This is a genomic window from Bradyrhizobium sp. 170 (assembly GCF_023101085.1).
Lineage (GTDB): Bacteria > Pseudomonadota > Alphaproteobacteria > Rhizobiales > Xanthobacteraceae > Bradyrhizobium.
This window is the reverse complement of record NZ_CP064703.1, coordinates 198317-223316: the sequence shown is the minus strand read 5'-3', so window position 1 is coordinate 223316 and position 25000 is coordinate 198317. Positions and strand designations below refer to the sequence as shown.

Here is a 25000-nt window from a genome sequence, read left to right as displayed (position 1 = left end):
GCAGGGAAATCAGGCATGACCGACTTCGATCCCTCCGCGCATCGCATGGTGAGCGAACAACGCTGGTTCGAGGATTTCGTGCTCGGCGAACGCTTCGTGATCCCGAGCCGGACGCAGACCTCGGCGGTGTTCGCCGCGTTCCAGACCGCAAGCGGCGACACCCATCCGATCCATTACGACGTCGAATATTGTCGCGCCCGCGGCATGCCGGACCTGCTCGCGCATGGGTTCCAGACCCTGGTCCACACCGCGCCCGGCGCCGGCCTGTTTCCCTATATCGTTGAGGAATCGCTGATTGGATTCCTCGAACAATCGAGCAAGTTCTTGAAGCCCGTCTATGCCGGCGACACCATCTATCCCGCGCTCGAAGTGACCGAACTCGTCCCCGGCCGCAGCACCGGCGTGGTGACGCTGCGCTCGACCGTGTTCAACCAGCGAAAAGAACTGGTGCTGGAGGGGATGCAGAAATTTCTCATCCGCCGGCGGCCGACCTCATAAGAAGCCTTGGCTTCCGGTTCGAGACGGCAAAAAGGCCCGAAAATTAAGGCTTTTCGTCAATGTTGGGCCGCTTGAGGGTTGCCGCACGGGGCCCCCTGCCCTAACTAGTACAAATCATGAAATTCCTTGACGAGGCAAAGGTCTATATCCGCTCCGGCGACGGCGGCAACGGCTGCGTGGCGTTCCGCCGCGAAAAATTCATCGAGTTCGGCGGGCCCTCCGGCGGCAATGGCGGCCGTGGCGGCGACGTCATCGTCGAGGTCGTCGACGGGCTGAACACGCTGATCGACTATCGCTACCAGCAGCACTTCAAGGCGCCGAAGGGCACCAATGGCATGGGCAAGGACCGCCATGGCGCCAACGGCAAATCGATCGTGCTGAAGGTGCCGGTGGGCACCCAGATTTTCGATGAGGATCGCGAAACGCTGATCCACGACTTCACCGAACTCGGCGAAAAATTCGTGCTGGCCGAAGGCGGCAATGGCGGCTTCGGCAACGCGCATTTCAAATCCTCCACCAACCGCACGCCGCGCAACGCCAACCCCGGCCAGCCGGGTGATGAGCGCTGGATCTGGCTGCGGCTGAAACTGATTGCGGACGCCGGCCTCGTCGGCCTGCCCAATGCCGGCAAGTCGACCTTCCTCTCCGTCGTCAGTGCGGCGAAACCGAAGATCGCCGACTATCCGTTCACGACGTTGCATCCGCAGCTCGGCGTCGTGAGCGCGCAGGGCCGCGAATTCGTGCTCGCCGACATTCCCGGACTGATCGAGGGCGCGCATGAAGGCGCGGGGCTGGGCGACAGGTTTCTCGGCCATGTCGAACGCTGCCGCGTGCTGCTGCATCTGATCGACGCCACCTGCGAGCATGCCGGCAACGCCTACAAGACGGTTCGGACCGAACTCGAGGCCTATGAAGGGCATCTCGCCGAGAAGATCGAGATCGTGGCGCTGAACAAGATCGACGCGGTTGAGCCTGACGAATTGAAGAAGCAGCGCGATCGCCTGAAACGCGCCGCGAAGAAGACCCCGCTTTTGCTTTCAGCCGCGACCGGCGAAGGCGTGCCCGAAGCGCTCAAGGCGCTGGTCGAAGTGATCGGCGAGGCCCCGGTTTCGCTCAAGGCCAAGGGCGGCCAGGACCCGTGGACGCCGGCGACGCCGCCGCAGGGCTGATGCAAGCTTGAGCCTCCGTTGGCCGCGCCACTTCCAAATCGGAGAGCTGGCGCGTATTGCTTCCCGACCACCCGCATCATTTCGACCGCATCATGAAACGCCCCGCGCTCAAAAACTTTCGCCGCATCGTCGTCAAGGTCGGCTCCTCGCTCCTGATCGACTCCCATGCGGGCGAGGTCCGCTCGGCGTGGCTGTCGGCGCTGGCAGCCGATATCGCCAAGCTGCACGGCGAAGGCCGTGACGTCCTGGTGGTCTCGTCCGGCTCGATTGCGCTGGGGCGCAGCCGCCTGAAATTGCCGCGCGGTCCCTTGAAGCTCGAGGAGAGCCAGGGTGCCGCCGCGGTGGGGCAGATCGCGCTGGCGCGGATCTGGTCGGAAGTGCTCGGGGCTCACGGCATCGGCGCCGGACAGATTTTGGTGACGCTGCAGGACACCGAGGAGCGTCGGCGCTATCTCAACGCCCGCTCGACCATCGCCAAATTGCTGGAATGGCGCGCGGTGCCCGTGATCAACGAGAACGACACGGTGGCCACCAACGAAATCCGCTATGGCGACAACGATCGCCTCGCCGCGCGCGTCGCCACCATGGCCAGCGCGGATCTCCTGATCCTGTTGTCCGATATCGATGGCCTCTATGACGCGCCGCCCGGCGCCAATCCCAACGCCAAACTGATTCCGATCGTCGAGTCCGTCACCTCGGAGATCGAAGGCATGGCGGGCGCGGCCGAATCCGAACTGTCGCGCGGGGGCATGTTCACCAAGATCGAAGCGGCGAAGATCGCGACGACGTCGGGCACGCATATGCTGATCGCGTCGGGCAAGATCGAGCATCCGCTGCAGGCGATCGCTGACGGCGGGCGCTGCACCTGGTTCCTGACACCCGCCAATCCCGTCACCGCGCGAAAACGCTGGATCGCGGGCTCGCTGGAGCCGAAAGGCACGCTGACCATCGATGCCGGCGCGGTCGCCGCATTGCGCGCAGGCAAAAGCCTGCTGCCGGCCGGCGTGATCCGGATCGAGGGCCAGTTCGCCCGCGGCGATGCGGTCGTGGTGCGCGGCCCCGACACCCATGAGATCGGGCGCGGCTTGGTGGCCTACGACGCCGAGGATGCGGAGAAGATCAAAGGCCGGTCCTCGCCGGACGTGATGGCCATTTTGGGCATTAGCGGCCGGGCGGAGATGATCCACCGGGATGATCTGGTGGTGGGGCCGGCCGGGACCATTCCGGCCAAATAGAGCGTTCTCGAGCGAAGTGGGCACCGGTTCGCGTGAAGGGAACGCGTCAAACCAAGATCTAGACCTTCGGTTCTGACCTGTTCAGAATCGAAGGTCTAGGCCATTGGCCGAGCTGCCTGTTTCGATATCGCCAGCCAGCCATGCCGGTTCCGGACCTCGCAAAAGCAGGATTTCCGTGCTAGGACATGGCCTTAATCAAGACACGAGCTTCCCCATGACCGCGCCTCTCAAGGCAATCGACGGCAACGCCGATCTGCCCGCTTTGATGACCGACCTCGCCACCCAGGCGCGCGCCGCCGCGCGGGTGCTGGCGTTGGCGCCGCCGGAGCAGAAGGATCGCGCGCTGGAGGCGATCGAGCGGGCAATCCGCGCCAACGCGGCAAAGATCCTCGCGGCCAATGCCGAAGACGTCGCGGAAGTACGCGCCGGCGGCGCGACCTCGGCCTTCATCGATCGCCTGACGCTGACGCCAGCCCGGATCGCTTCCATGGCCGACGGCGTAGCCACGGTGCGCGGCATCCCCGATCCGGTCGGCACCGTTACCGAAAGCTGGCAGCGGCCGAACGGCATGACCATCGAGCGCGTGCGCGTGCCGCTCGGCGTGATCGGCGTGATCTTCGAGAGCCGTCCCAATGTCGCGGCTGACGCCGGTGTGCTGTGCCTGAAGGCCGGCAACGCCGTGATCCTGCGCGGCGGCTCCGACAGTTTCCGTTCCTGTCGCGCGATCCATGACTGTCTGGCGCAGGGCCTGCGCGAGGCGGGCCTGCCGGAAGCCGCGATCACGCTGGTGCCGACGCGCGACCGTGCGGCGGTTGGCCTGATGCTCTCCGGCCTGAACGGCGGCATCGACGTCATCGTGCCGCGTGGCGGCAAGAGCCTGGTGGCGCGCGTCGAGGCGGAAGCGCGCGTGCCGGTGTTTGCGCATCTCGAAGGTATCAACCACGTCTATGTCGATCGCACTGCCAATCTCGAGATGGCCAAGTCGATCGTGCTGAACGCCAAGATGCGCCGGACCGGCGTCTGCGGTGCGGCCGAAACCCTGCTGGTCGATCGCGCGGCTGCTTCGACCGCGCTGAAGCCGCTGGTCGAGATGCTGATCGAATCCGGCTGCGAGGTGCGCGGCGACGACGCCGTGCAGAAGATCGATGCGCGGGTGAAGCCGGCAACCGACGATGACTGGGACACCGAGTATCTCGACGCCATCATCGCCGCGCGCGTCGTCGACGGCGTCGACGGGGCGATCGCGCATATCCAGAACCACGGCTCGCGCCACACCGACGCGATCGTGGCCGAGGATACCAAGGCCGCCGCGAAATTCCTCAGCGAGGTCGATTCCGCGATCGTGCTGCACAACGCCTCGACGCAGTTTGCCGACGGCGGCGAGTTCGGCTTTGGCGCGGAGATCGGGATTGCCACCGGCAAATTCCACGCCCGCGGCCCGGTCGGCGCCGAGCAACTGACGAGCTTCAAATATCGCGTTCACGGCACCGGGCAGACGCGGCCGTGAACATCGCCCCATGCACGCGGTGACCCGGCTGATGCAATCGCAATCGGCCGCGCAAGCCATCCCCTTCCATACTAACGGCATGCGCATAGGCCTGCTCGGCGGTTCGTTCAATCCGCCGCACGCGGCGCATCGCGCCATCAGCCTGTTTGCGCTCAAGCGCCTGAAGCTCGATCGCGTCTGGTGGCTGCTGACGCCGGGCAATCCGCTCAAGGACAACGGCCGGCTGCATGGCCTTGCCGAACGCGTCGATGCCGCGCTTGATGTGGCCGACGATCCGCGCATCGACGTCAGTTGTCTCGAAGCTGTCATCGGCACCAGATACACTGTCGACACGATCATCCATTTGCGCCGCCGCATTTCTGGCGTGCACTTCGTCTGGATCATGGGCGCTGACAATCTCGCGCAATTTCATCGTTGGCAAAACTGGCGGCGCATCGCCGCAGAGGTGCCGATTGCGGTGATCGATCGTCCGCCGCAGAGTTTTCGGGCCCTTGCCGCACCGGCCGCGCAGGCCTTGGCACGCTATCGGCTGCCCGAGAATCAGGCGACCCGGCTAGCAGATCAGCACGCTCCCGCCTGGGCTTTCCTGACCGGACTGAAACTGGACATGTCGTCCACCGGCTTGCGGAACCCGGACGGGAGCTGGAAGGCAAAGAAGTGACACTTCGTCTCTGAACCGGTGGGTGGGGATACTGGAATATTGAAACCATTAACCCCACATGCCTAATATGGTCCGCGACGCCAGGATTCGGCGTTCGCGATACAGTGAAAGGAATGGTCCCTGGCCACATCTGTATTGTCCAAGTCTGTTTTACCCAAGGCGACTGGTAGCAAGACGAGCAAGACTCCTGGCAAGTCTGCCAAGACCCCGCGTAAAACATCGACAAAAGCTGCGGCCTTGAAGGCGCAACCCGACGCCGACAAGACGCTGAATATGATCCTCTCCCGCCTCGACGATATGAAGGCGGAAGAAACGGTCACCATCGACCTTCGCGGCAAATCCGCCTTTTCCGATTACATGATCGTCACCACGGGCCGGGCCAACCGGCATGTCGGCGCGATTGCGGAAAACGTCACGAAAACCCTGAAGGAAAGCGGCATCAAGAACATCCATGTCGAGGGCTTGCCCAATTGCGACTGGGTGCTGATCGATTCCGGCGATGTGGTCGTGCACGTGTTCAGACCCGAGGTGCGCGAATTCTACAATCTCGAAAGGTTGTGGGCGCAAAACCCGGCGGCGGCGGCGATCTGAACGCTCGGCCGATGCGAATCGGCTGAAGCGCATGTAGTCTGCCTAACGCGCGCGTAAAGCGCGCGTGCCGGAAAGTGCACGCCGGAAACAGCATCATGCGCCTTGTCGTGGTCTCAATCGGCCGGCTGAAGCAGGGCCCGGAGCAGGAGCTGGCCGAACGCTATCGTGAGCGCTTCGAGGACATCGGCCGCAAGCTCGGCTTTCGCGGCCTCGCGATCCATGAAATTCCGGAAAGCCGCGCGCGCGACACCGCGACCCGGATATCGGAGGAAGCCGCGGCGATTGCGGCGGCGATACCGGAGAAATCCGTGCTGGTGGCGCTGGACGAGCACGGCAAGAGCATCGATAGCGCGACCTTCGCGCGGCAGCTCGGCGATTGGCGGGATCAAGGGATCGCCAACACAATTTTCGCGATCGGAGGCGCGGACGGACTTTCGCCCGATTTGCAGCGCAAGGCTAAATTACGCATTGCGTTCGGCTCGGCGACCTGGCCGCATCAAATGGTCCGCGTCATGCTTCTTGAACAGATTTACCGGGCTGCGACCATCCTGGCCGGCCACCCCTACCATCGCGCCTAGGCACGGTGACGTGAATACAGACAACACTGAATAGACCGGATGCATTCAACGCAGGACATTCACTCATTCGACACCGCCGGCCGCAGAATGCCGCTGACGCCGGCTGTCTTGCTTTCCCTGCACCTGCTTTCCGCGAGCTTCGCCGCGGCAGCGCTTTCGCCGGCGGTAGCGCAGTCCGCAGCCCCCGCACAGCAAGCGACGGCCGTTTCCCCCGATGCCATCAAGCAGCGCGAAGAGGAGCTTGAGGCCACGCGCGAGCAGCAGCGCAAGGCGGCCGAACTGCAACAAAAACTGAAGGCCGATATCGCGGCGATCGGTCAGGATCGCTCCAAGCTCAACCAGCAACTGATCGACATCGCCACCCAGGTGCGCAGCGTCGAGACCAGCATCGGCGCGACGGAGGCCAGTTTGCGCCCGCTCGACAGCCGCGAGCAGCAGGTCAGGGCTTCGCTCGATTCACGCCGCGCCGAAATCGTCGAGGTGCTGGCGGCGCTGCAACGCGCCGGCCGGCGCACGCCGCCGGCGCTTTTGGTCCGGCCCGAAGACGCGCTGCAATCGTTGCGCACCGCCATGCTGCTCGGATCGGTCGTCCCTGAACTGCGCGGCCGCGCGGAGAAACTTGCCGCCGATCTCGGCGAGCTGGTGAATTTGCGGAGGGACATCGCCACCAAACGCGACGTGCTGGCGCGGGACCGCGACAGGCTGAAGGACGATTCTGTCAGGCTGGCTGCGCTGGTGGAAGAGCGGCAGCGCAAGCAGAGCGCGATCGAAAAGGACGTCGAGGCCGAAGGCGCGCGCGCCATCAACCTGTCCAGGCAGGTCGAGGGCCTGCAGGGTCTGATCACGAAAATGGAGCAGGACCTGAAGAGCGCGGCCAAGGCGGCCGCAACCGCCAGCCTCAAGGGCGCTCCGGCTGCCCCCAACGGTAAGCCCAACCTGGGGGCGCTGAAGGACCCTGCCCGATTAAGCCCGGCGATCGCCTTTGCCTCCGCCAGGGGCCTGTTCGCTTTTCCGGTCAATGGCCGCAAGATTCGGGAATTTGGCGGTTCCGACGGTGCGGGTGGCGTAGAAAAAGGCATTTCCTTGGCATCCAAGGCCGGGGCTCAGGTCACAACACCGTGTGACGGCTGGGTTGTTTACGCCGGACCCTTCCGCAGCTACGGACAACTCTTGATCCTTAATGCCGGGGGCGGGTATCATGTCCTGATCGCCGGGATGGAGCGCATTTCGGTAAACATCGGCCAGTTTGTACTTACGGGAGAGCCGGTCGCGACCATGGGATCGACGTCCCAGGTTGCATCCATTCTCGCGACGACCGCGAGCCAGCCGGTGTTGTATGTCGAGTTCCGTAAGGACGGCACTCCAATCGATTCAGGCCCATGGTGGGCCGCTAACGAAGGCGAAAAGGTTCGCGGATGATGCGCAAGACTTCTGTAATTCTTCTCAGCGCCGCCACCGGTGCGGCTTTGACGCTCTTCGTCACGCAGCCTCGCTCTGTGCTGATGATGGGTTCGAGTGCGCGTGCTGCAACCTCGGACACCTACCGCCAGCTCAATCTGTTCGGCGACGTGTTCGAGCGCGTGCGCAGCGACTATGTCGAGAAGCCTGACGACAGCAAGCTGGTCGAATCGGCGATCTCGGGCATGCTGGCCGGCCTCGATCCGCATTCGAGCTACATGGACGCGAAGAGTTTTCGCGACATGCAGGTGCAGACCCGCGGTGAATTCGGCGGGCTCGGCATCGAGGTCACGATGGAAGACGGCCTGATCAAGGTGGTCTCGCCGATCGACGACACGCCGGCGTCGAAGGCCGGCATCATGGCCAACGACATCATCACCAATCTCGACGACGAAGCCGTGCAGGGTCTCACCCTCAATCAGGCGGTCGAGAAGATGCGCGGGCCGGTCAACACCAAGATCCGTCTCAAGATCATCCGCAAGGGCCAGGAAAATCCGATCGAAGTCACGCTGGTGCGCGACAACATCCGCGTCCGCTCGGTCCGCGCCCGCGTCGAACAGGACGACATCGCCTATATCCGCGTCACCACCTTCAACGAGCAGACCACCGAAGGCCTCAAGCGCGAGATCGGCAACCTCTCGAACCAGATCGGCGACAAGCTGAAGGGCTACATTATCGACCTCCGGAACAATCCCGGCGGCTTGCTGGAAGAAGCGGTCACCGTTTCCGACGCCTTCCTGGAGCGCGGCGAGATCGTCTCGACCCGCGGCCGCAATGCCGAGGAAACCCAGCGCCGCGCTGCGCATACGGGCGATCTGACCAAGGGCAAGCCGATCATCGTGCTGGTCAATGGCGGCTCGGCCTCGGCCTCGGAAATCGTCGCCGGCGCGTTGCAGGACCACAAGCGGGCCACGCTGATTGGCACCCGTTCGTTCGGCAAGGGCTCGGTGCAGACCATCATCCCGCTCGGCAGCGGCAACGGCGCGCTGCGCCTCACCACCGCGCGCTACTACACGCCGGCAGGCAAATCGATTCAGGCCAAGGGCATCGTGCCCGACATCGAGGTGCTGCAGGACGTGCCGGATGAGCTGAAGTCGCGCACCGACACCAAGGGCGAGGCATCGCTGCGCGGCCATCTGAAGAACGACGGCGATGAGAAGACCGGCTCGCAATCCTACGTGCCGCCGGACGCCAAGGACGACAAGGCGCTGAAGACGGCGGCCGACCTGCTGCATGGCATCAAGTCGACCGCGACCGCAGCACCGGCAACCGGTGACAAGGCGGCGGTCGAAAAGCCGGCCAAGGCCGCGAACTGATCGGCTCCACCGGCCTGCATTCGAAAAAGGGCGGCCTTCGGGTCGCCCTTTTTGCTGGGCGGCGGAAATGGGCGTCACCTGCGATTCCAGCCAGGACCAGGACTTAGCCGGAACTGCCGTGGCCCTGCCCCGCCGTGGTATCGTCGCCTCCGGTGATTCGGGGAGGTCCATGACGGAAATGACCGACGATCTGAGCACGCCGCTCGGACAGAAGACGGAGCGCCAGAAGCGCCGGTTCCGGCTGCCCTTCACTGCGATGCAGGCGCTGGCTGTGCTGCTTGGCCTGTTCCTGGTCGCGTTCCTCACGGTCGCGCTTTTCACCGACAACCCGTTCGGCGGCGAGCCGGTCGCCCGTATCGCGCTGCGCAAGCCGGCGGCCGACGAAAAGCTGCCCGGAGCCGCCTCCGGCCACCCCGAACAGGCTGCGAAATCACAGCAGGCTCCAGGCGGCGACAGCAAGACCGTCACCATCATCGACGGCTCCAGCGGCAAGCGCCAGGATGTCGTGATCAGCAGCGATGCCGCCGACAAGACCCGCGCCGAGCTTGCGCCGGCGATGGCAATGGCCGGTATCGACCAGCGGCTGCTGGAAAAGTCCCGTTACGGCATGATTCCGGTGGTTGCCGACGGCCTGAAACCCTTCACGGTCTATGCGGCCGACGCCGACCGCACCAAGGCCGCCAAGATGCCTGTCGTCGCCATCGTGGTCGGCGGGCTCGGTGTCGGCGCCGCCAAGACGGCCGATGCCATCATGAAGCTGCCGCCGGCCGTAACGCTGGCATTCACCCCTTACGGGGCAGACCCCGCCAAGCTCGCCGAGCGGGCCCGTGCGCAGCGCCACGAGATCCTGCTTCAGGTTCCGATGGAGCCGTTCGACTATCCCGACAATGACCCCGGCCCGCAGACCCTGCTTACGACGCTGACGCCTGAGCAGAACATCGACCGGCTGTACTGGCACCTCAGCCGGTTCCAGGGCTATGCGGGGATCGCCAATTTCATGGGGGCACGTTTCACCGCTACCGACGCCGTGATGCAGCCGATCATCCGCGAGGCGGCCAAGCGTGGCCTTGGCTATCTCGATGACGGCTCCTCGCCGCGCAGCGCCGCGCTGTCGCTGACGGCGGCCCAATCGATGCCCTTCGCCAAGGCCGATTTCACCATCGATGCCGTTCCGACCTCGGCCGAGATCGACCGGACGCTGGTCAAGCTGGAGACGCTCGCCAAGGAACGGGGGCTCGCCGTGGGCGTCGCCTCGGCGCTGCCGATTTCGATCGAGCGGCTTGCGGCCTGGATCAAGACCCTCGACAGCCGCGGCATCATGCTTGTGCCATTGACAACGGCGATGCTGAAATCAAAATCAGGCTAGAGCTTCGGTTCTGATTCAATCAGAACCGAAGCTCTAGATTCTTGTTTTGACGCGTTTTCTTCACGCGAAGCGACATCCACTTCGCTCGAAAACGCTATAGAGATCAAGCTGATGGCAGCGATCCGGACTTTCCCGGACTGCGCCGGACCGACCGATTGCGGATGGACTTGATGCAGGCAAAGGAATCGTGAGGGACATGGCGCGCTACGAGGACCTGCCTTACCGGACCTGCGTCGGCATGATGCTGATCAATGCGGCCGGGCTGGTCTTCATTGGCCGCCGCGCCGGCGGCATCGAACATGTCGATCAAACCCACGTCTGGCAGATGCCGCAGGGCGGCGTCGATCCCGGCGAGGACACCTGGGAGGCTGCGAAGCGCGAACTTTACGAGGAAACCAGCGTCCGCTCGGTGGAGAAGCTCGGCGAAGTCCCGGATTGGCTGATCTACGACATTCCACGCACGGTCGCTGGCCGCGCCTGGAAGGGCCGCTACCGCGGGCAGCGGCAGAAATGGTACGCGGTGCGCTTTACCGGCAAGGACGCCGAAATCAACGTCTCAAGCCCCGGCGGCGGACACAAGGCCGAATTCGTAAACTGGCGCTGGGAGCCGATGAAGAATCTCCCGAACCTGATCGTTCCATTCAAGCGGCCGGTCTACGAACGCGTGGTCAAGGAATTCTCCAGCCTCGCGGGCGATTAGCATGACGCATCTTCCAGGTAGTGCTCCGTCATTCCGGAGCATGCGAAGCATGAACCACGATGTGCAAGTGCACATCGGAGAATCTCGAGATTGCCCGATGCGCAAATGCGCATCTGAGGTTCGCGCTGATGCGCGCCCCGGAATGACACCGAGATGACCGACAAACCCTATCGCCCCAACGTGGGAATCGCGCTGTTCAACGCCTCCGGCGCAGTGTTGATCGGGCGGCGCTTCCGGGACGACGGCCCGGAAATCATTCTTCCCGGGCTGGAATGGCAGATGCCACAGGGCGGCATCGACGCCGACGAGAACCCGCGCGATGCCGTCATGCGCGAACTCTGGGAGGAGACCGGGGCGGTCAGCGCCGAATATCTCGGCGAGACCGATTGGATAAAATATGAATTTCCGCCCTATGACGGACCGTCCACGCATCGCCTCGCCCAATTCCGCGGCCAGCGGCAGAAATGGTTCGCACTGCGATTCACCGGGCGCGACGACGAGATCGACCCGCTGACGCCGCGCAACGGCCAGCCGGCCGAATTCGATTCCTGGCGCTGGGAGCGGCTCGACCGCGTCGCCGACCTGGTCGTGCCGTTCCGGCGCGACGTCTATCGGATGGTGGCGCGGCATTTTGCACAATTCGCCCGCTAGATTGCATGGTCTCGCCGCGGTCGCCGGACGAGGTACTTGACGGCGTTTTGCCGCTGAATATTTTTCGGCCGGCCGAGTTCCCAGAATGCGCCCGATGCCGTCAGTGGTTTGTCAGCGAACCTTTTTGTATCGACCGCAGACTAACGGGCTCAGCTTGAAATAACCCGCACCGGTGTCCTGCCTCCCATGATGGATGTGACTGTATCCAAGCGCCGCCGGAGTTGGGAATGGCGGGTGCACCAGAATGGCACGCTGATCATGCACGGGCGCGAACGTACCCGTCCGGCTGCCCGCTACCAGGGTTACCGGAGCCTGTTCATGCTGTTGGCCGTCGGCCGAAGGTCCACCGCCTTCAGGACTTCCGAGACCTTCCCAACAACTGATCAGTCGAATTCAGGCGCCAGCAGGTCGTGGTCTAGTTAGCTCCAACCGAAAACGGGCCGAGGGCGATGACGTGACAGCAGATCGGTCGATCGCAGACGGGTCCAGAGCGGCAGGCCAGCCGCAAGTCGAGCCATATGTGGCGCACCTTCAGCCCACCCGTTTACGCCGGATTAAGCCTGCCGCGGCCAAGAACGGCCGGCCCTTGAAAAATTCTGATCTCCGCCTCTTGAAACTTTTCGAGATTTTTCTAATTCGATTTTTGCCGCTGACGGCGGCGCCGGATGCCAGATCGGGTCCGGCAAGTTGAGTGGGCGCCGGACGGTGTCCGACGCGCCTTCGTATCCATCTTGCTCTTAGGAGGACTTGGCTATGAGGACCTTTGACTTCTCGCCCCTGTGGCGCTCCACGATCGGCTTTGACCATCTGGCCGATCTGCTCGACAGCAATCTGCGGCAATCCGCCGACGACAATTATCCGCCCTTTAATGTCGAACGGTGCGGCGAAGACGCCTACCGGATTTCGCTGGCGGTTGCTGGTTTCGGCATGGATGACATTGGCGTCATCGCAGAACGGGACACGCTGATCATCGAGGGAGAGAAGTCCGACCCCGAACAACGCGAATACCTGTACCACGGCATCGCGGCCCGGCCGTTCCGCCGGGTGTTCAACCTTGCCGACTATGTGCAGGTCAAGCAGGCCTCGTTCAAGGACGGACTGCTGATCGTCGATCTGGTTCGGGAAGTACCTGACGCGATGAAGCCACGGCGTATCCCGATCGAGAACGCCGGCACATCCCGCCAGATCGAGCAGAAGGCGGCCTAACGCCACTTCGGCAATTGAGGCTTGGCGCGCGGATCGCCGGCCTCGCGAGCTTGCAAAGCAACACCGGAATTTCCAAAAGGAGGACACTATGGCTTTTCGTAATCTGATCCCATGGTCGAGAAATCAGGAGCTGGCGCCGGCGCGCGACAGCTTCGATTCTTTCTTCACCCTGCACCGCGAGATGAACCGGCTGTTCGACGATGTCTTCCGCGGATTTGGGACGCCTGCCCGCTTCGGCAGCCCGCTGATGGAAGGTCGCTTCGGATGGCCAAGCATCGAGGTCAACGAAACCGAGAAAGAGCTGACCGTTTCGGCCGAGTTGCCCGGGTTGACGGAAAAGGACGTTCAGGTCGAGATCGCCAACGGCGTTCTGACCCTGCGCGGCGAGAAGAAGTCCGAACGAACCGATAATGGCGGCAGATACTTCTCCGAGCGCTATTACGGTTCGTTCGAGCGGCAGATTCCGCTCGACGGAGTTGTGGAAGACAAGGCCGAAGCCAAATTCCATGACGGCGTCTTGACGATCACGCTGCCGAAATCCGAACAGGCCCGTTCGGCCGTCAAGCGCATCCCGATCAGCAGCCAATGACGACAACGGCGGCGGCGCCAAAACGCCGCTGCCGCTCCGATGAACGCCCGAACGTCTCGCCGGAAACGAGAGTACGGAGACCGATCGCTGAGCGAAGCTGATCTGAACGCCGCTGAACTCCCGCTATTTCATCCGGCCTAGTTAGATCCGACCGAAAACGGGCCAATCGCAATAACCTGACAATTGCTGTCGCGCTTGACGCAATCGGTGAGCGCAGCATTGACGGCGGCCTGCTCATTGGCCGCCTTCAGTCCCAGCCCGGGACGGCCGGCTGCACCGACCGCCACGGCGTTCCAGCCGCTCGAGGCATCCGCGAGCCGACGCGCAACATCGTCGCGCGCGTCGGCCGATATCATCGTGTTGCCGGCCGGCTTGAAGAAACCGGCGACCTTCAGTGTGGTCGGAATCGGAACTACGAAATTATCGTTGAGGGCTACGATCATGCAGGGGACGCCGGCGATCCCGCCGCATGACTCCAGGGCACGCCGTGCCGCTTCCTCGACACTGTCCAGGGCAAAGGGAAAGAACAGCGCGCCGCCGGGGCCCAGCGCGACCGCCTTGTGCTTTCGCGCCGGTGTATACACGTTTTCAAGCCGCGCCTTGCCGCCGTCGCGGGTGAGCGGGACGTTTTTGGCGACGAAAGGCTGTTCGGTCGCGGCATCATGCCTGATCCAGGGCAATGGCGGCATCGGCGGCCTGCCATGCGCGTAAACGACGGTATCGCCGACAGCATAGAGCTCGCATTTGCGCGGCGATTGCGCGGCATCGGCACGCTTCTGGCATTGCTCCACCGCGGCCGACTTCGCCGCCTCCTCGCTTGGCTGGGCGGTGACGAAAGCGTTGAACCCGCCGATATTGAGCGCGAACGCCTTGAAATCAGCCGCCGGCGCGTAGTCGGAAGCGAGCGAGGCACGGACCTTGTCGCTAATGAAGGGAATGTTGGCGGCGGTGAATTTTTCTGACGATACGACCATCGGCGGCGATGCAGACGGCACGGGCACCGCGGCCTTTGCAGCAGGCGCCGGTGAAGCGGCGGGAGCGGGCGAAGCTGCCGTTGCCGCTGGAGCAGGCGCTGCCGGAGGCGCCGCCGCGACTGACGGCGCCGGGCTCGCGGTGCTGCTGGAGGCCTCAACCCTGGGCGCCGACGTCTCGAGCTTGGTGAAATAGAGAAAGCCACCGACACCGATTGCGGCCAGACTTACCACCGTGACCGCGACCGGCCACATCCAGTTCGGCTGCCCCGCGCCTTGCGCCTTCGCCGGCTTCTTGACCTGCGGCGTCGCGTAGGTGCCGTCCTCACGGCGCATCGCCACCATGTAGGCGTGCACCGGCGTCGGGATGTTCTTCACCTCCTGCGCGCCGATATCGGCGAACTGCACCGACAGCTTGTTGGCGACCTGCTCATGCACGGCGCGCGAAATGCAGATGCCGCCGACTTCGGCGAGGCCCTCCAGTCTGGCCGCGATGTTGACGCCATCGCCCAGCAGGTCGCCGTCACGCTCGACCACGTCGCCGATCGTGATGCCGATGCGAAACGCCATCTGCCGGCTCGGCGGATAGGCCATGTTGCGGGTACGCAGGCTCTCCTGGATATCGATCGCGCAGCGCACGGCTTCGACCGCGCTCGGAAATTCGGCGAGCACGGCGTCACCTGCGGTATTGAATATGCGACCGCCGCCCTTGGCGATGAAATCGTCGGTCACCTGACGATAGGACGCCAGGCGACGCAGCGTCTCCTCTTCGTCCTCGGCAACCAGCCTGGAGTAGCCGGCGATATCGGCCGCAAAAATCGCCGCGATCTTGCGTTTCATCGAAAGCAGCCCTGAACCACAATCCGCGGCAGAATGCCGCCAGAAGTTCCCGGGCACAACCATAGCGGTTCCGGGCGACGGCGGGGACCACTTTGCGAGAAAAACACCCGCCGCAAAAAATTCAGCGCCCGTCGGGGAATGACGAGCGCTGGCGTATTCGGGCCTTCATGGCGCCCCGGAGCGGTGCCCCGGGGCTAGTGCATAGCCGTCGAACTGAGTTCCTGCTGGATGCCCTTGAAGTGATCGAGCCGCTCGATGGCACGATCGAGCTCGGAGCCTTCCTTCTCGGCGAGCTTCGCTTCCATCTCGGCAATCGTCTCGGCGAACTGCGCCCGATCGACATCCTGTATCGAGGTGGCGACATCGGCGAGCACGGTGAGGCCGTTGTCCGACATCTCGGCGAGGCCGCCGAGCACGATGACCTTCTGATGGGCCCCGCCGCTGGTGATGGTCAGGATGCCCGGGCGAATGGCCGCGACGACCGGCGCATGTCCGGACAGCACGCCGAAATCGCCTTCCACGCCGGGAACGTCAACCTGATCGACTTCGCCGGAGAAGGCGAGCTTTTCGGGCGAAACGAGATCGAAGTGAAAGGTAGCCATGGAGAACCTGCGAATAGCGAGTGGCGAATGGCGAGTAGTGAAGGAAGGGGGTGGCTCTCAACTATTCGCCACTCCCTATTCGCTATTCACCCCTTAGGCTGCTTCAGCCGCGAGCTTCTTGCCCTTCTCGACGGCTTCTTCGATGGTGCCGACCATATAGAAGGCCGCTTCCGGGAGGTGATCGTACTTGCCTTCGCAAATCGCACGGAAGCCCTTGATGGTGTCGGCGAGATCGACGAACTTGCCGGGCGAGCCGGTGAAGACTTCGGCGACGAAGAACGGCTGCGACAGGAAGCGCTCGATCTTGCGGGCGCGGGCGACGGCGACCTTGTCCTCTTCGGACAGTTCGTCCATGCCGAGAATGGCGATGATGTCCTGCAGCGATTTGTACTTCTGCAGCACCTGCTGGACCATACGCGCGGTCTCGTAGTGCAACTCACCGACGACGAGCGGCGAGAGCATGCGCGACGTCGAGTCGAGCGGATCCACCGCCGGATAGATGCCCTTTTCCGAGATCGCGCGGTTCAGCACCGTGGTCGCATCAAGATGGGCGAACGAGGTCGCAGGCGCCGGGTCGGTCAAGTCGTCGGCCGGCACGTAGATCGCCTGCACCGAGGTGATCGAGCCCTTATGCGTCGTGGTGATGCGCTCCTGCAGCGCGCCCATGTCGGTGGCGAGCGTCGGCTGATAACCCACGGCCGAAGGGATACGGCCGAGCAGCGCCGACACTTCGGAGCCTGCCTGGGTGAAGCGGAAGATGTTGTCGACGAAGAACAGCACGTCCTGGCCCTGATCGCGGAAGTGCTCGGCGACGGTCAGACCGGTGAGGCCGACGCGGGCGCGGGCGCCCGGGGGTTCGTTCATCTGGCCGAACACCAGCGCGCATTTCGACTTCACGCCCGCCTCAGGATTTTTCGGATCGGCGTTGACCTTGGAGTCGATGAACTCGTGATAGAGGTCATTGCCTTCGCGGGTCCGCTCGCCGACGCCGGCGAACACCGAGTAGCCGCCATGAGCCTTGGCGACGTTGTTGATCAGTTCCTGAATCAGCACGGTCTTGCCGACGCCGGCGCCGCCGAACAGGCCGATCTTGCCGCCCTTGGCGTAAGGCGCCAAGAGGTCGACGACCTTGATGCCGGTGACGAGAATTTCAGCTTCGGTGGACTGGTCGGTATAGGTCGGCGCTTCCTGGTGGATGGCGCGCATGCCTTCCGAAACCACCGGGCCAGCTTCATCGATCGGCTCGCCGATCACGTTGATGATGCGGCCGAGCGTGCCGGCGCCGACCGGCACCATGATCGGGTTGCCGGTGTCGGTGACTTCCTGGCCGCGGACCAGACCCTCGGTGGTGTCCATCGCGATGGTGCGCACCGTGGATTCGCCGAGATGCTGCGCCACTTCGAGCACCAGACGGTTGCCACCGTTCTTGGTCTCGATCGCGTTCAGAATGGCGGGCAGGTGCCCCTCGAACTGCACGTCGACGACGGCGCCGATGACCTGGGTGATGCGTCCGGTCTGGTTGGCGGGTGTGGCCATAAACTCTCTCCTTCGAATTCGTATCTAGACAACCGTCAGTTTGATCGTGCCTGTCGCCGTTACATCGCCTCGGCGCCGGAGATGATTTCAATCAGCTCCTTGGTGATCATGGCCTGACGGGTTCGGTTGTAAATCAGGGTCTGCTTGCGGATCATGTCGCCGGCATTGCGGGTGGCGTTATCCATCGCGCTCATCTGCGCGCCGTAGAACGAAGCGTTGTTTTCCAGGAGCGCACGGAAGATCTGCACCGCGAGATTGCGCGGCAGCAGGCGCGTCAGGATCTCGTCCTCTTCCGGCTCGTATTCGTAAGACGTGGCCGGGCCGGCATTCGCTGCCGGCGCTTCCACCACCAGCGGAATAATCTGCTGGGCGGTCGGGATCTGCGAGATCACGGATTTGAAGCGTGAATAGAACAGCGTGCAGACGTCGAACTCGCCGGCGTCGAAGCGCGCCAGAACCTTCTTGGCGATGTCTTCGGCATTGACGAAGCCGAGCTGGCGAACCGAGCGCAGGTCGACGTGCTCGACGATGTTCTTCTCGAAGGTGCGGCGGAGCTGCTCGTAGCCCTTGCGGCCGACGCAGAAAATCTTGACCTCTTTGCCCTGGCCGATCAGCGACAGCGCACGCTCGCGCGCCAGACGCACGATCGACGAATTGAAGGCGCCGGACAGTCCGCGCTCGCCGGTGCACACCAGCAGCAGATGCACCTGATCCCTGCCGGTACCGGCCAGCAGCGCCGGGGCGCCGGGCGAACCTGCCGCGGCGGATGCAACATTGGAAATCACCGCGTCCATCTTTTCGGCGTAGGGCCGCGCCGCTTCGGCAGCGGTTTGCGCACGGCGCAGCTTGGAAGCCGCGACCATCTGCATCGCCTTGGTGATCTTCTGCGTCGCCTTGGTCGAGGCGATGCGGACCCGCATGTCTTTAAGGGAAGCCATTCTTAGTTCACCCCGGCGATCCGGTCTTTAGACCCGACCGCAAGCCACTCTTTTGTTAGACCCGGCCAAAAGCGCGAAGCGCGTCTTCAGGCTAAAGCGCCGGGCCTCAACGGCAAATCATCAAGCAAACGTCTTGGCGAAACCTTCGACCGCGCTCTTCAGCTTGCCGGCGAGATCGTCGGAGAGATCGCGGCTGTCACGAATGCCGTTGAGAATGTCGACATTCTTGCCGCGCAGCAGCGACAGCAGGCCGTCCTCGAACGCCCGAATCTTGCCGACCGGAAGCGCGTCGAGATAGCCGTTGGTGCCAGCCCAGATCACGCAAACCTGCTCTTCCATCTTCAGCGGCGAGAACTGCGGCTGCTTCAGGAGTTCGGTCAGGCGCGAGCCGCGGTTCAAGAGGCGCTGCGTCGAGGCGTCGAGGTCGGAGCCGAACTGCGCGAACGCCGCCATTTCGCGGTACTGCGCCAGCTCACCCTTGATCTTGCCGGCGACCTTCTTCATCGCCTTGGTCTGCGCCGACGATCCGACGCGCGACACCGACAGACCGACGTTGACTGCCGGACGGATGCCCTGGAAGAACAGATCGGTTTCCAGGAAGATCTGACCGTCAGTAATCGAAATCACGTTGGTCGGGATGTAGGCCGACACGTCGTTGGCCTGGGTTTCGATGATCGGCAGCGCCGTCAGCGAGCCCGAGCCCTGATCCTTGTTGAGCTTGGCGGCGCGCTCGAGCAGGCGGGAGTGCAGGTAGAACACGTCGCCGGGATAGGCTTCGCGGCCCGGCGGGCGGCGCAGCAGGAGCGACATCTGGCGGTAGGCGACGGCCTGCTTGGACAGATCGTCATAGATGATGACGGCGTGCATGCCGTTGTCGCGGAAGTACTCGCCCATGGTGCAGCCGGTGAACGGCGCGATGTACTGCATCGGCGCCGGATCGGACGCGGTGGCGGCGACGATGATCGAATATTCCAGCGCGCCCTGCTCTTCCAGCACCTTCACGAACTGGGCAACGGTCGAACGCTTCTGGCCGATCGCGACATAGACGCAATACAGCTTGATGTTCTCGTCCGGCTGCGCATTGAGCGGCTTCTGGTTCAGAATGGTGTCGAGCGCGATCGCGGTCTTTCCGGTCTGGCGGTCGCCGATGATCAGCTCGCGCTGGCCGCGGCCGACCGGGATCAGCGCATCGATCGCCTTGAGGCCGGTCGCCATCGGCTCGTTCACCGACTTGCGCGGAATGATGCCGGGTGCCTTGACGTCGACACGCATACGCTTGTCGGCCTGGATCGGACCCTTGCCGTCGATGGGATTGCCGAGCGCATCGACGACGCGGCCGAGCAGGCCCTTGCCGACCGGCGTGTCCACGATGGCGCGGGTACGCTTGACGGTCTGGCCTTCCTTGATCTCGCGGTCGGCGCCGAAGATCACGATACCGACGTTGTCGGTTTCGAGGTTCAGCGCCATGCCGCGCGTGCCGTTCTCGAACTCGACCATTTCGCCGGCCTGGACGTTGTCCAGACCATAGACGCGGGCGATACCGTCACCGACGGACAGCACCTGTCCGACTTCGGTAACCTCAGCCTCCTGGCCGAAATTCTTGATCTGGTCCTTGAGGATCGCGGAAATTTCCGCGGCGCGGATGTCCATCAGCCTGCCTCTTTCATCGCGTGCTTGATCGAATTGAGTTTGGTGCGAAGCGAACTATCCACCATGCGGCTGCCGAGCTTGACCACCAGGCCGCCGATAATGGAGGGATCGACTTTCACGTTGAGCGCGACGTCCTTGCCCGTCACCGATTTCAGTGCGGTCTTCAGCGCGTCGAGATTCTTTTCATTGAGCTGTTCGGCGACGGTGACGTCGGCGGTCGCCTCGCCCTTGTACTTCGCCACCAGCGCACGGAAGGCGCGGATCACGTCAGTGACGGCGAACAGCCGGCGATTGGCCGTCAGGACTTTGAGGAATTTTGCAGAGGTGCCGGTAATTCCGGCCTTGTCCAGCACCGCGGCCAGCGCCTTCGACTGCGCATCGGACGAGAAGACCGGGCTGCGGACGAGGCGCTTCAGATCGGCGCTATCTGCCAGCATGGCCTCGAATCTATCGAGGTCGGCCCTTACCGCGTCGACGGATTTCTCGTCACGCGCCAACTCGAACAAGGCCGTAGCATAACGGCCGGACACTCCCGAAACGGACGGATCTTCAGCAGCCACAGACTCGCTCTTTTTTTGCTGTCAAACTCGCAAGGGAAAAACCGTCGCCACGGGTAGCGGCGCCTAGCGATCCAAGCCCTTGGAATTCAAGCGGGACTTCGATTTTCGACCGGCACGCGAGGTGCCGGGATCGTTAAAATCGCGGCTTTGCTAACATAGCGAGCGCGCAGGTGCAACATGACCGCGCGCTCGGGCGATGCCTTGTCGCACGTCAATTTTCAGGCCCGGGCAGGCGTCGTTTTTGACAGCGATCAACTGTCCCAGATCCGCCTTCGGCGCCACCCCCGCAACATCGCACTTCGGCCGTGGCCAGGTTGGTTCCACCCGAATTTGCATGGCGGGCATGAGCGGAGCGGTCGGAACGAACCTGTCCGATTCTTTTCATTTGAACATTACTTGAACAAATCTTCGCCCTAACGGGGATTACAGTATTTGTAAGTAATAATAAGTAACGAATTGGTTAAAATTTCGTTAAGGTCCAAGATTACGGAATATCGTTTGATTAGTTGATCTCAGTAACAAGATATGTCAGCCGGCCAAAAACCGTCTTTACTGCCCAATTCATGCCTCATTGCGTCACCAAACGGCAACCACTGAAACTGGGACGGGGGTTCCACTTGTCACACATGTGACAATACTGTCTGAGGGACTAGTTTATGTTGAATACCAATAATTTGGTGCCGGGAACTCTAACCCGGTCGCGTACGGCTCTCGCCTTGATCGCCGCAACTCTCTTGGTCGGTGGCAGCATCTCGGAGGCCTCCGCCAAATCCAGGCATCACCGCCACCATTCCCATCACGCCCAAAAGGCCAAGAGCAATTGGATGGACGCCAATGCCGCGATCCGCTCTTCCGGCTCCTTCTCGGGGAAGGCTTCTTTTTACGGCAATGAATCCGGCAGCAAGACGGCTTCCGGTCAGCGCTTCAATCAGAACGCCATGACCGCGGCCCACCGCTCGCTGCCGTTCGGCACCAAGGTCCGGGTGACCTATCGTGGCCAGAGCGTCGTCGTCACGATCAATGACCGTGGTCCCTTCATCAAGGGCCGCGTGATCGACCTGTCCACGGGTGCCGCGCGCGCCGTCGGCCTGACCGGTGCTGGTGTCGGCCACGTCACCGCCGAGGTCATTTAAGCGCGCCTTACGCGCCGTTTTCCGGTCCATCAGGTCAGTAAGCGTTGCGTTGCGTAACCGTCGCGGAGCTTTCCGCGGCAACAAAGGCCTGCCGTCGCAAATGACGGCAGGCCTTTTTTGTTAAAGGCATTCTTGTTGCCGTGCCGCTCTGGCCACCACGGTGTCAGGAGGACCGTGCTAGGTTCCGCGGGAAGACAGGCGCACGGCCTTCCGCAGCCAGTCGGCACAACCCCACTGACGAGATCGCAAGCATGAGCCAGGTTAAAACCGTGGAGCAACTGAGAAACGTTCTCCCCGAACCGCGCGAGACCACCAAGGCCAAGATACTTCCCTTCCTCGACGAACAGGCGATCGACTTCCTCCAGACCTGCCCGTTTGGGCTGATGGCCACGGCCGGTCGCGACGGGCCAATTGAAGTGTCTCCAAAGGGCGACGAACCCGGGTTCGTCCGCGTCGAAGACGAAAGAACGGTCCTGCTTCCCGAAAGGGCGGGCAACAACCTCGCGTTCGGCCTGCAGAACATCCTCGAGACCGGGCGGATCGGCATGATCTTCCTGCGGCCCCGGACCGGCGAGACATTGCGGCTGTCCGGCCGGGCAGAGATCTTTGACGATGCCGAACTGTTGGCCACACTTGGCAAGCCAGGTCGCCCGGCGCTGCTTGCCATCCGGATCCACGTCGAGCGGTGCTATTTCCACTGCGCGCGTTCGGTGATCCGATCGCACCTCTGGGAACCGGACCGCTGGCCGGAAGCCAAGCGCATCTCGTTCGGAAAGATTTTTGCGGCCCGGACCGGCGGCGACGAGGATCAGGCGGCGAAAATCGACGCCTTTGTCGAGACGGGATACACGACCAATCTGTGGTCGAATGGTTGACCAGCGCCTTCCCGATTGAGGGCGATGACGCTCACAAAAAGCTCTGCGGGTCGACGTCGACTTCGAGCTTGAGGTTGCCCTTGGTCTTCGGACCGGCGGCTAGCCATTCGCGCAAATATTCCGACAGATCGACATTGCGCAGCGACTTCACCAAAAGCCGGAACCGGTAGCGGCCCTTGATGACGGCAAGCGGCGCCTCGGCAGGCCCCAGCACCTGAATGCGCTCGTCGATCGGCGCGACCGCCGCGAGCCTGCGCGCAAAGCCTTCCGCGGTCGGGCGGTCGCCGGCGGAGATGATCAGGCTGGCGAGCCGGCCGAACGGTGGATAGCCGGCGCGTTCGCGCGCCTCGATCTCGCTGGCATAGAACGCCTCGCGATCGCTTGCGACCAGCGCCTTCATCACGGGATGTTCGGGCTGATGGGTTTGCAGGTAGCCGACGCCGCGGCCCTGCTCGCGTCCCGCGCGCCCGATCACCTGGTTGAGCAACTGGAACGTCCGCTCGGCGGCGCGCGGATCGCCATTGCCGAGGCCCAAATCCGCATCGACCACGCCGACCAGATTAAGCCGCGGAAAATTATGCCCTTTCGCCACCAGTTGCGTGCCGACGATGATGTCGACGCGGCCTTCCGCGATTTCGTTCAGCTCGCTGCGCATGGTCTCGATCGAGGTGATGAGATCGCTCGACAGCACCATGGTGCGCGCATTCGGAAACAGCGAGGCCGCCTCTTCCTGCAGCCGCTCGACGCCGGGGCCGACCGCGACGAGGGATTCCTCGGCCTGGCAATGCGGGCAGATGTTCGGGCGCGGCATCGAGAAGCCGCAATGGTGACAGACCAGACGCTGGCGAAATCGATGATCCACCAGCCAGGCGTCGCAGATCGTGCAGGCAAAGCGGTGACCGCAGGCCCGACACAAGGTCAGCGGCGCATAGCCGCGGCGGTTGAGGAACAATAGCGCCTGCTCGCGTTTCTCGATCGCGAACTGAATCTGTTCGGCGAGTGGCGGCGAGATGAAGCGGCCGCGCGGCGGCGGCGCGCGGCGCAGGTCGATCGCCTCGATATGCGGCATGTGCTGTCCGCCGAAGCGCGACGGCAGCGCGACGCGCTGATAACGGCCCTTGCGCGCGTTGACTTCGGTTTCGACCGACGGCGTCGCGGACGCCAGCACGATCGGAATTTTGGCGATATGCGCGCGCACCACCGCCATGTCGCGGGCGTGGTAATGCGCGCCATCGTCCTGCTTGTAGGCCTGGTCGTGCTCTTCATCGACGATGATCAGGCCCAGATCCGCATAGGGCAGAAACAGCGCCGAGCGCGCGCCGATCACGACCGGCGCTTCGCCCGCCGATATCGCCGCCCAATTGCGCTGCCGGGTGCGCGGCGTCAGTTCGGAATGCCATTCCAAGGGACGCACGCCGAAGCGCTGGGCAAAACGGTCGAGGAATTGTCCGGTCAGCGCGATCTCGGGCATCAGGATCAGCGTCTGTTTTCCGCGGCGAATGATTTCGGCAATCGCCTCGAAATAGACTTCGGTCTTGCCGGAGCCCGTAACGCCGTCGAGCAGCGCGACGTGAAAGCTGCCATTGGCCGCGAGTGCGCGCATCGCGTCAACGGCCGTGCGTTGCTGGGGAGAAAACTCCGGCTGCGCGTAGGACGGATCGGGCGCGGGCGGCGCTAAGGGCGGCGGCATCGCCTCGACGGCGAGCGTTCCCTCATCGACCAGGCCATCGACCACACCGCCACTGACGCCGGCTTCCCGCGCCGCTTCGGACTTGCCGTGCAGCAGGCCATCCGACAGCACCTCGATCAGCCGACGCCGCGCCGGCGTCAAACGCCGTGGCGGCTCACCCACCAGCCGCACGCCGAGGCGCATCCGCTCAGGCCCGAGATTTTCGCCCATCCGCAAGGCCATGCGCAGCACCATGCCGCGCGCGGAGAGCGTGTAGTTGGCGACCCAATCGACGAGGCTGCGCAGTTCCTCTTTCAGCGGCGGCACATCGAGCTTTTCGCCGACATCCTTCAGCCGGTTGTGCAGGCGCGGATCGGGATTGGCGTTCTCCGCCCACACCACCGCCACCACCTCGCGCGGCCCCAGCGGCACGCAGACGACGTCGCCGGGCTTCAGCGCCATGCCGCGCGGCACGCGGTAGGAATAATTCTGGTTGAGCGCGACCGGCACCAGCACGTCGACGACGCGGGTCGCCGATGCGGAAGAGGAGGTCTCGCGGGTGGCGTGGTCCATCAGGGGAATCGGGCTTGAGGTGTCCAGGGCAAGGCTAGCGCCGCGCCGCCAAGTTAGCGAACGGTAAACGAAGGAGGTGCGATATAATGGCTGGAATCACCGCCTGCCAAGTCAGGCAAAAGGCAGGG

At 63.4% G+C, this 25000-nt stretch carries 23 protein-coding genes; 16 read left to right on the top strand and 7 right to left on the bottom strand.

Going from position 1 to position 25000, the window contains the following annotated elements:
• Positions 1-15 precede the first annotated feature (15 nt).
• From IVB05_RS01080 to IVB05_RS01015, 14 genes are all read left to right on the top strand, one after another.
• Complete coding sequence (locus IVB05_RS01080) at positions 16-498, top strand: MaoC family dehydratase (protein WP_247782623.1); 483 nt, start codon at positions 16-18, stop codon at positions 496-498.
• Between the two features lie 116 nt (positions 499-614).
• Complete coding sequence (gene obgE, locus IVB05_RS01075; protein ID WP_247782622.1) at positions 615-1667, top strand: GTPase ObgE; 1053 nt, start codon at positions 615-617, stop codon at positions 1665-1667.
• Positions 1668-1759: 92 nt separating this feature from the next.
• Positions 1760-2902 (top strand): glutamate 5-kinase, encoded by a 1143-nt coding sequence (gene proB, locus IVB05_RS01070; protein WP_247782621.1) that lies wholly within the window; start codon positions 1760-1762, stop codon positions 2900-2902.
• Between the two features lie 214 nt (positions 2903-3116).
• Positions 3117-4409 carry a glutamate-5-semialdehyde dehydrogenase gene (locus tag IVB05_RS01065; protein ID WP_247782620.1) on the top strand — a complete coding sequence of 431 codons (1293 nt, stop codon included), beginning with the start codon at positions 3117-3119 and terminating at the stop codon, positions 4407-4409.
• Positions 4410-4440: 31 nt separating this feature from the next.
• Complete coding sequence (locus tag IVB05_RS01060; RefSeq protein WP_256473461.1) at positions 4441-5070, top strand: nicotinate-nucleotide adenylyltransferase; 630 nt, start codon at positions 4441-4443, stop codon at positions 5068-5070.
• A gap of 237 nt (positions 5071-5307) precedes the next feature.
• Positions 5308-5661, top strand: a complete 354-nt coding sequence (gene rsfS, locus IVB05_RS01055) for a ribosome silencing factor (protein WP_247518786.1) — start codon at positions 5308-5310, stop codon at positions 5659-5661.
• A gap of 95 nt (positions 5662-5756) precedes the next feature.
• Positions 5757-6239: a 23S rRNA (pseudouridine(1915)-N(3))-methyltransferase RlmH gene (gene rlmH / locus IVB05_RS01050; RefSeq protein ID WP_247782619.1), complete on the top strand. Its 483-nt coding sequence runs from the start codon at positions 5757-5759 to the stop codon at positions 6237-6239.
• An 87-nt stretch (positions 6240-6326) separates the two neighbouring features.
• Positions 6327-7658 (top strand): peptidoglycan DD-metalloendopeptidase family protein, encoded by a 1332-nt coding sequence (locus IVB05_RS01045; RefSeq protein WP_247782618.1) that lies wholly within the window; start codon positions 6327-6329, stop codon positions 7656-7658.
• Entirely contained in the window at positions 7655-9013 is a 1359-nt protein-coding gene (locus tag IVB05_RS01040; protein WP_247782617.1) for a S41 family peptidase, read from the top strand. Before IVB05_RS01045 ends, IVB05_RS01040 begins: the two co-directional genes overlap by 4 nt.
• 169 nt (positions 9014-9182) lie before the next feature.
• Complete coding sequence (locus IVB05_RS01035; protein WP_247782616.1) at positions 9183-10379, top strand: divergent polysaccharide deacetylase family protein; 1197 nt, start codon at positions 9183-9185, stop codon at positions 10377-10379.
• A gap of 196 nt (positions 10380-10575) precedes the next feature.
• Positions 10576-11079 (top strand): RNA pyrophosphohydrolase, encoded by a 504-nt coding sequence (locus IVB05_RS01030; RefSeq protein ID WP_247782615.1) that lies wholly within the window; start codon positions 10576-10578, stop codon positions 11077-11079.
• 153 nt (positions 11080-11232) lie between these two features.
• Positions 11233-11730, top strand: a complete 498-nt coding sequence (locus IVB05_RS01025; protein ID WP_247782614.1) for an RNA pyrophosphohydrolase — start codon at positions 11233-11235, stop codon at positions 11728-11730.
• A 753-nt stretch (positions 11731-12483) separates the two neighbouring features.
• Positions 12484-12936: an Hsp20 family protein gene (locus IVB05_RS01020; RefSeq protein WP_247782613.1), complete on the top strand. Its 453-nt coding sequence runs from the start codon at positions 12484-12486 to the stop codon at positions 12934-12936.
• Positions 12937-13024: 88 nt separating this feature from the next.
• Positions 13025-13525, top strand: coding sequence for an Hsp20/alpha crystallin family protein (locus IVB05_RS01015; RefSeq protein WP_247782612.1), 501 nt, complete (start codon positions 13025-13027; stop codon positions 13523-13525).
• A gap of 137 nt (positions 13526-13662) precedes the next feature.
• Here the strand turns inward: IVB05_RS01015 and IVB05_RS01010 are convergent, their stop codons facing one another.
• The 6 genes from IVB05_RS01010 to IVB05_RS00985 form a co-directional block, all read right to left on the bottom strand.
• Positions 13663-15336 (bottom strand): adenylate/guanylate cyclase domain-containing protein, encoded by a 1674-nt coding sequence (locus IVB05_RS01010; RefSeq protein ID WP_247782611.1) that lies wholly within the window; start codon positions 15334-15336, stop codon positions 13663-13665.
• A gap of 194 nt (positions 15337-15530) precedes the next feature.
• Positions 15531-15938 carry a F0F1 ATP synthase subunit epsilon gene (locus IVB05_RS01005; protein ID WP_247782610.1) on the bottom strand — a complete coding sequence of 136 codons (408 nt, stop codon included), beginning with the start codon at positions 15936-15938 and terminating at the stop codon, positions 15531-15533.
• 93 nt (positions 15939-16031) lie between these two features.
• Positions 16032-17474: a F0F1 ATP synthase subunit beta gene (gene atpD, locus IVB05_RS01000; protein ID WP_247782609.1), complete on the bottom strand. Its 1443-nt coding sequence runs from the start codon at positions 17472-17474 to the stop codon at positions 16032-16034.
• A gap of 59 nt (positions 17475-17533) precedes the next feature.
• Positions 17534-18412, bottom strand: a complete 879-nt coding sequence (locus IVB05_RS00995; protein ID WP_247782608.1) for a F0F1 ATP synthase subunit gamma — start codon at positions 18410-18412, stop codon at positions 17534-17536.
• A gap of 120 nt (positions 18413-18532) precedes the next feature.
• Positions 18533-20062: a F0F1 ATP synthase subunit alpha gene (atpA, locus tag IVB05_RS00990; protein ID WP_247782607.1), complete on the bottom strand. Its 1530-nt coding sequence runs from the start codon at positions 20060-20062 to the stop codon at positions 18533-18535.
• Positions 20062-20622, bottom strand: a complete 561-nt coding sequence (locus IVB05_RS00985) for a F0F1 ATP synthase subunit delta (RefSeq protein ID WP_247782606.1) — start codon at positions 20620-20622, stop codon at positions 20062-20064. Before IVB05_RS00985 ends, atpA begins: the two co-directional genes overlap by 1 nt.
• Before the next feature lie 656 nt (positions 20623-21278).
• Between IVB05_RS00985 and IVB05_RS00980 the strand changes: the two genes are divergently transcribed.
• Together IVB05_RS00980 and IVB05_RS00975 are read left to right on the top strand one after the other, a co-directional pair.
• The gene (locus tag IVB05_RS00980) at positions 21279-21755 is read left to right on the top strand and encodes a septal ring lytic transglycosylase RlpA family protein (RefSeq protein WP_247782605.1); all 477 of its coding nucleotides are present in this window, start codon (positions 21279-21281) and stop codon (positions 21753-21755) included.
• A gap of 140 nt (positions 21756-21895) precedes the next feature.
• Positions 21896-22630 carry an MSMEG_1061 family FMN-dependent PPOX-type flavoprotein gene (locus IVB05_RS00975; protein ID WP_247782604.1) on the top strand — a complete coding sequence of 245 codons (735 nt, stop codon included), beginning with the start codon at positions 21896-21898 and terminating at the stop codon, positions 22628-22630.
• 31 nt (positions 22631-22661) lie between these two features.
• Here IVB05_RS00975 and IVB05_RS00970 read toward each other — a convergent pair whose 3' ends face one another.
• Entirely contained in the window at positions 22662-24872 is a 2211-nt protein-coding gene (locus IVB05_RS00970) for a primosomal protein N' (protein ID WP_247782603.1), read from the bottom strand.
• Positions 24873-25000: the final 128 nt, after the last annotated feature.

Bases quoted from the DNA above. Each gene is read 5' to 3' on its own strand.
- IVB05_RS01060 (WP_256473461.1), top strand. From the start codon at position 4,441: ATGCAATCGCAATCGGCCGCGCAAGCCATCCCCTTCCATACTAACGGC.
- IVB05_RS00980 (WP_247782605.1), top strand. From the start codon at position 21,279: ATGTTGAATACCAATAATTTGGTGCCGGGAACTCTAACCCGGTCGCGT.
- rlmH (WP_247782619.1), top strand. From the start codon at position 5,757: ATGCGCCTTGTCGTGGTCTCAATCGGCCGGCTGAAGCAGGGCCCGGAG.
- IVB05_RS00995 (WP_247782608.1), bottom strand. From the start codon at position 18,412: ATGGCTTCCCTTAAAGACATGCGGGTCCGCATCGCCTCGACCAAGGCG.
- IVB05_RS01025 (WP_247782614.1), top strand. From the start codon at position 11,233: ATGACCGACAAACCCTATCGCCCCAACGTGGGAATCGCGCTGTTCAAC.
- atpD (WP_247782609.1), bottom strand. From the start codon at position 17,474: ATGGCCACACCCGCCAACCAGACCGGACGCATCACCCAGGTCATCGGC.
- IVB05_RS01035 (WP_247782616.1), top strand. From the start codon at position 9,183: ATGACGGAAATGACCGACGATCTGAGCACGCCGCTCGGACAGAAGACG.
- IVB05_RS01080 (WP_247782623.1), top strand. From the start codon at position 16: ATGACCGACTTCGATCCCTCCGCGCATCGCATGGTGAGCGAACAACGC.
- IVB05_RS00970 (WP_247782603.1), bottom strand. From the start codon at position 24,872: ATGGACCACGCCACCCGCGAGACCTCCTCTTCCGCATCGGCGACCCGC.
- IVB05_RS01045 (WP_247782618.1), top strand. From the start codon at position 6,327: ATGCCGCTGACGCCGGCTGTCTTGCTTTCCCTGCACCTGCTTTCCGCG.
- IVB05_RS01015 (WP_247782612.1), top strand. From the start codon at position 13,025: ATGGCTTTTCGTAATCTGATCCCATGGTCGAGAAATCAGGAGCTGGCG.
- IVB05_RS01040 (WP_247782617.1), top strand. From the start codon at position 7,655: ATGATGCGCAAGACTTCTGTAATTCTTCTCAGCGCCGCCACCGGTGCG.
- IVB05_RS01005 (WP_247782610.1), bottom strand. From the start codon at position 15,938: ATGGCTACCTTTCACTTCGATCTCGTTTCGCCCGAAAAGCTCGCCTTC.
- IVB05_RS01065 (WP_247782620.1), top strand. From the start codon at position 3,117: ATGACCGCGCCTCTCAAGGCAATCGACGGCAACGCCGATCTGCCCGCT.
- proB (WP_247782621.1), top strand. From the start codon at position 1,760: ATGAAACGCCCCGCGCTCAAAAACTTTCGCCGCATCGTCGTCAAGGTC.
- IVB05_RS01030 (WP_247782615.1), top strand. From the start codon at position 10,576: ATGGCGCGCTACGAGGACCTGCCTTACCGGACCTGCGTCGGCATGATG.
- obgE (WP_247782622.1), top strand. From the start codon at position 615: ATGAAATTCCTTGACGAGGCAAAGGTCTATATCCGCTCCGGCGACGGC.
- IVB05_RS01010 (WP_247782611.1), bottom strand. From the start codon at position 15,336: ATGAAACGCAAGATCGCGGCGATTTTTGCGGCCGATATCGCCGGCTAC.
- atpA (WP_247782607.1), bottom strand. From the start codon at position 20,062: ATGGACATCCGCGCCGCGGAAATTTCCGCGATCCTCAAGGACCAGATC.
- IVB05_RS01020 (WP_247782613.1), top strand. From the start codon at position 12,484: ATGAGGACCTTTGACTTCTCGCCCCTGTGGCGCTCCACGATCGGCTTT.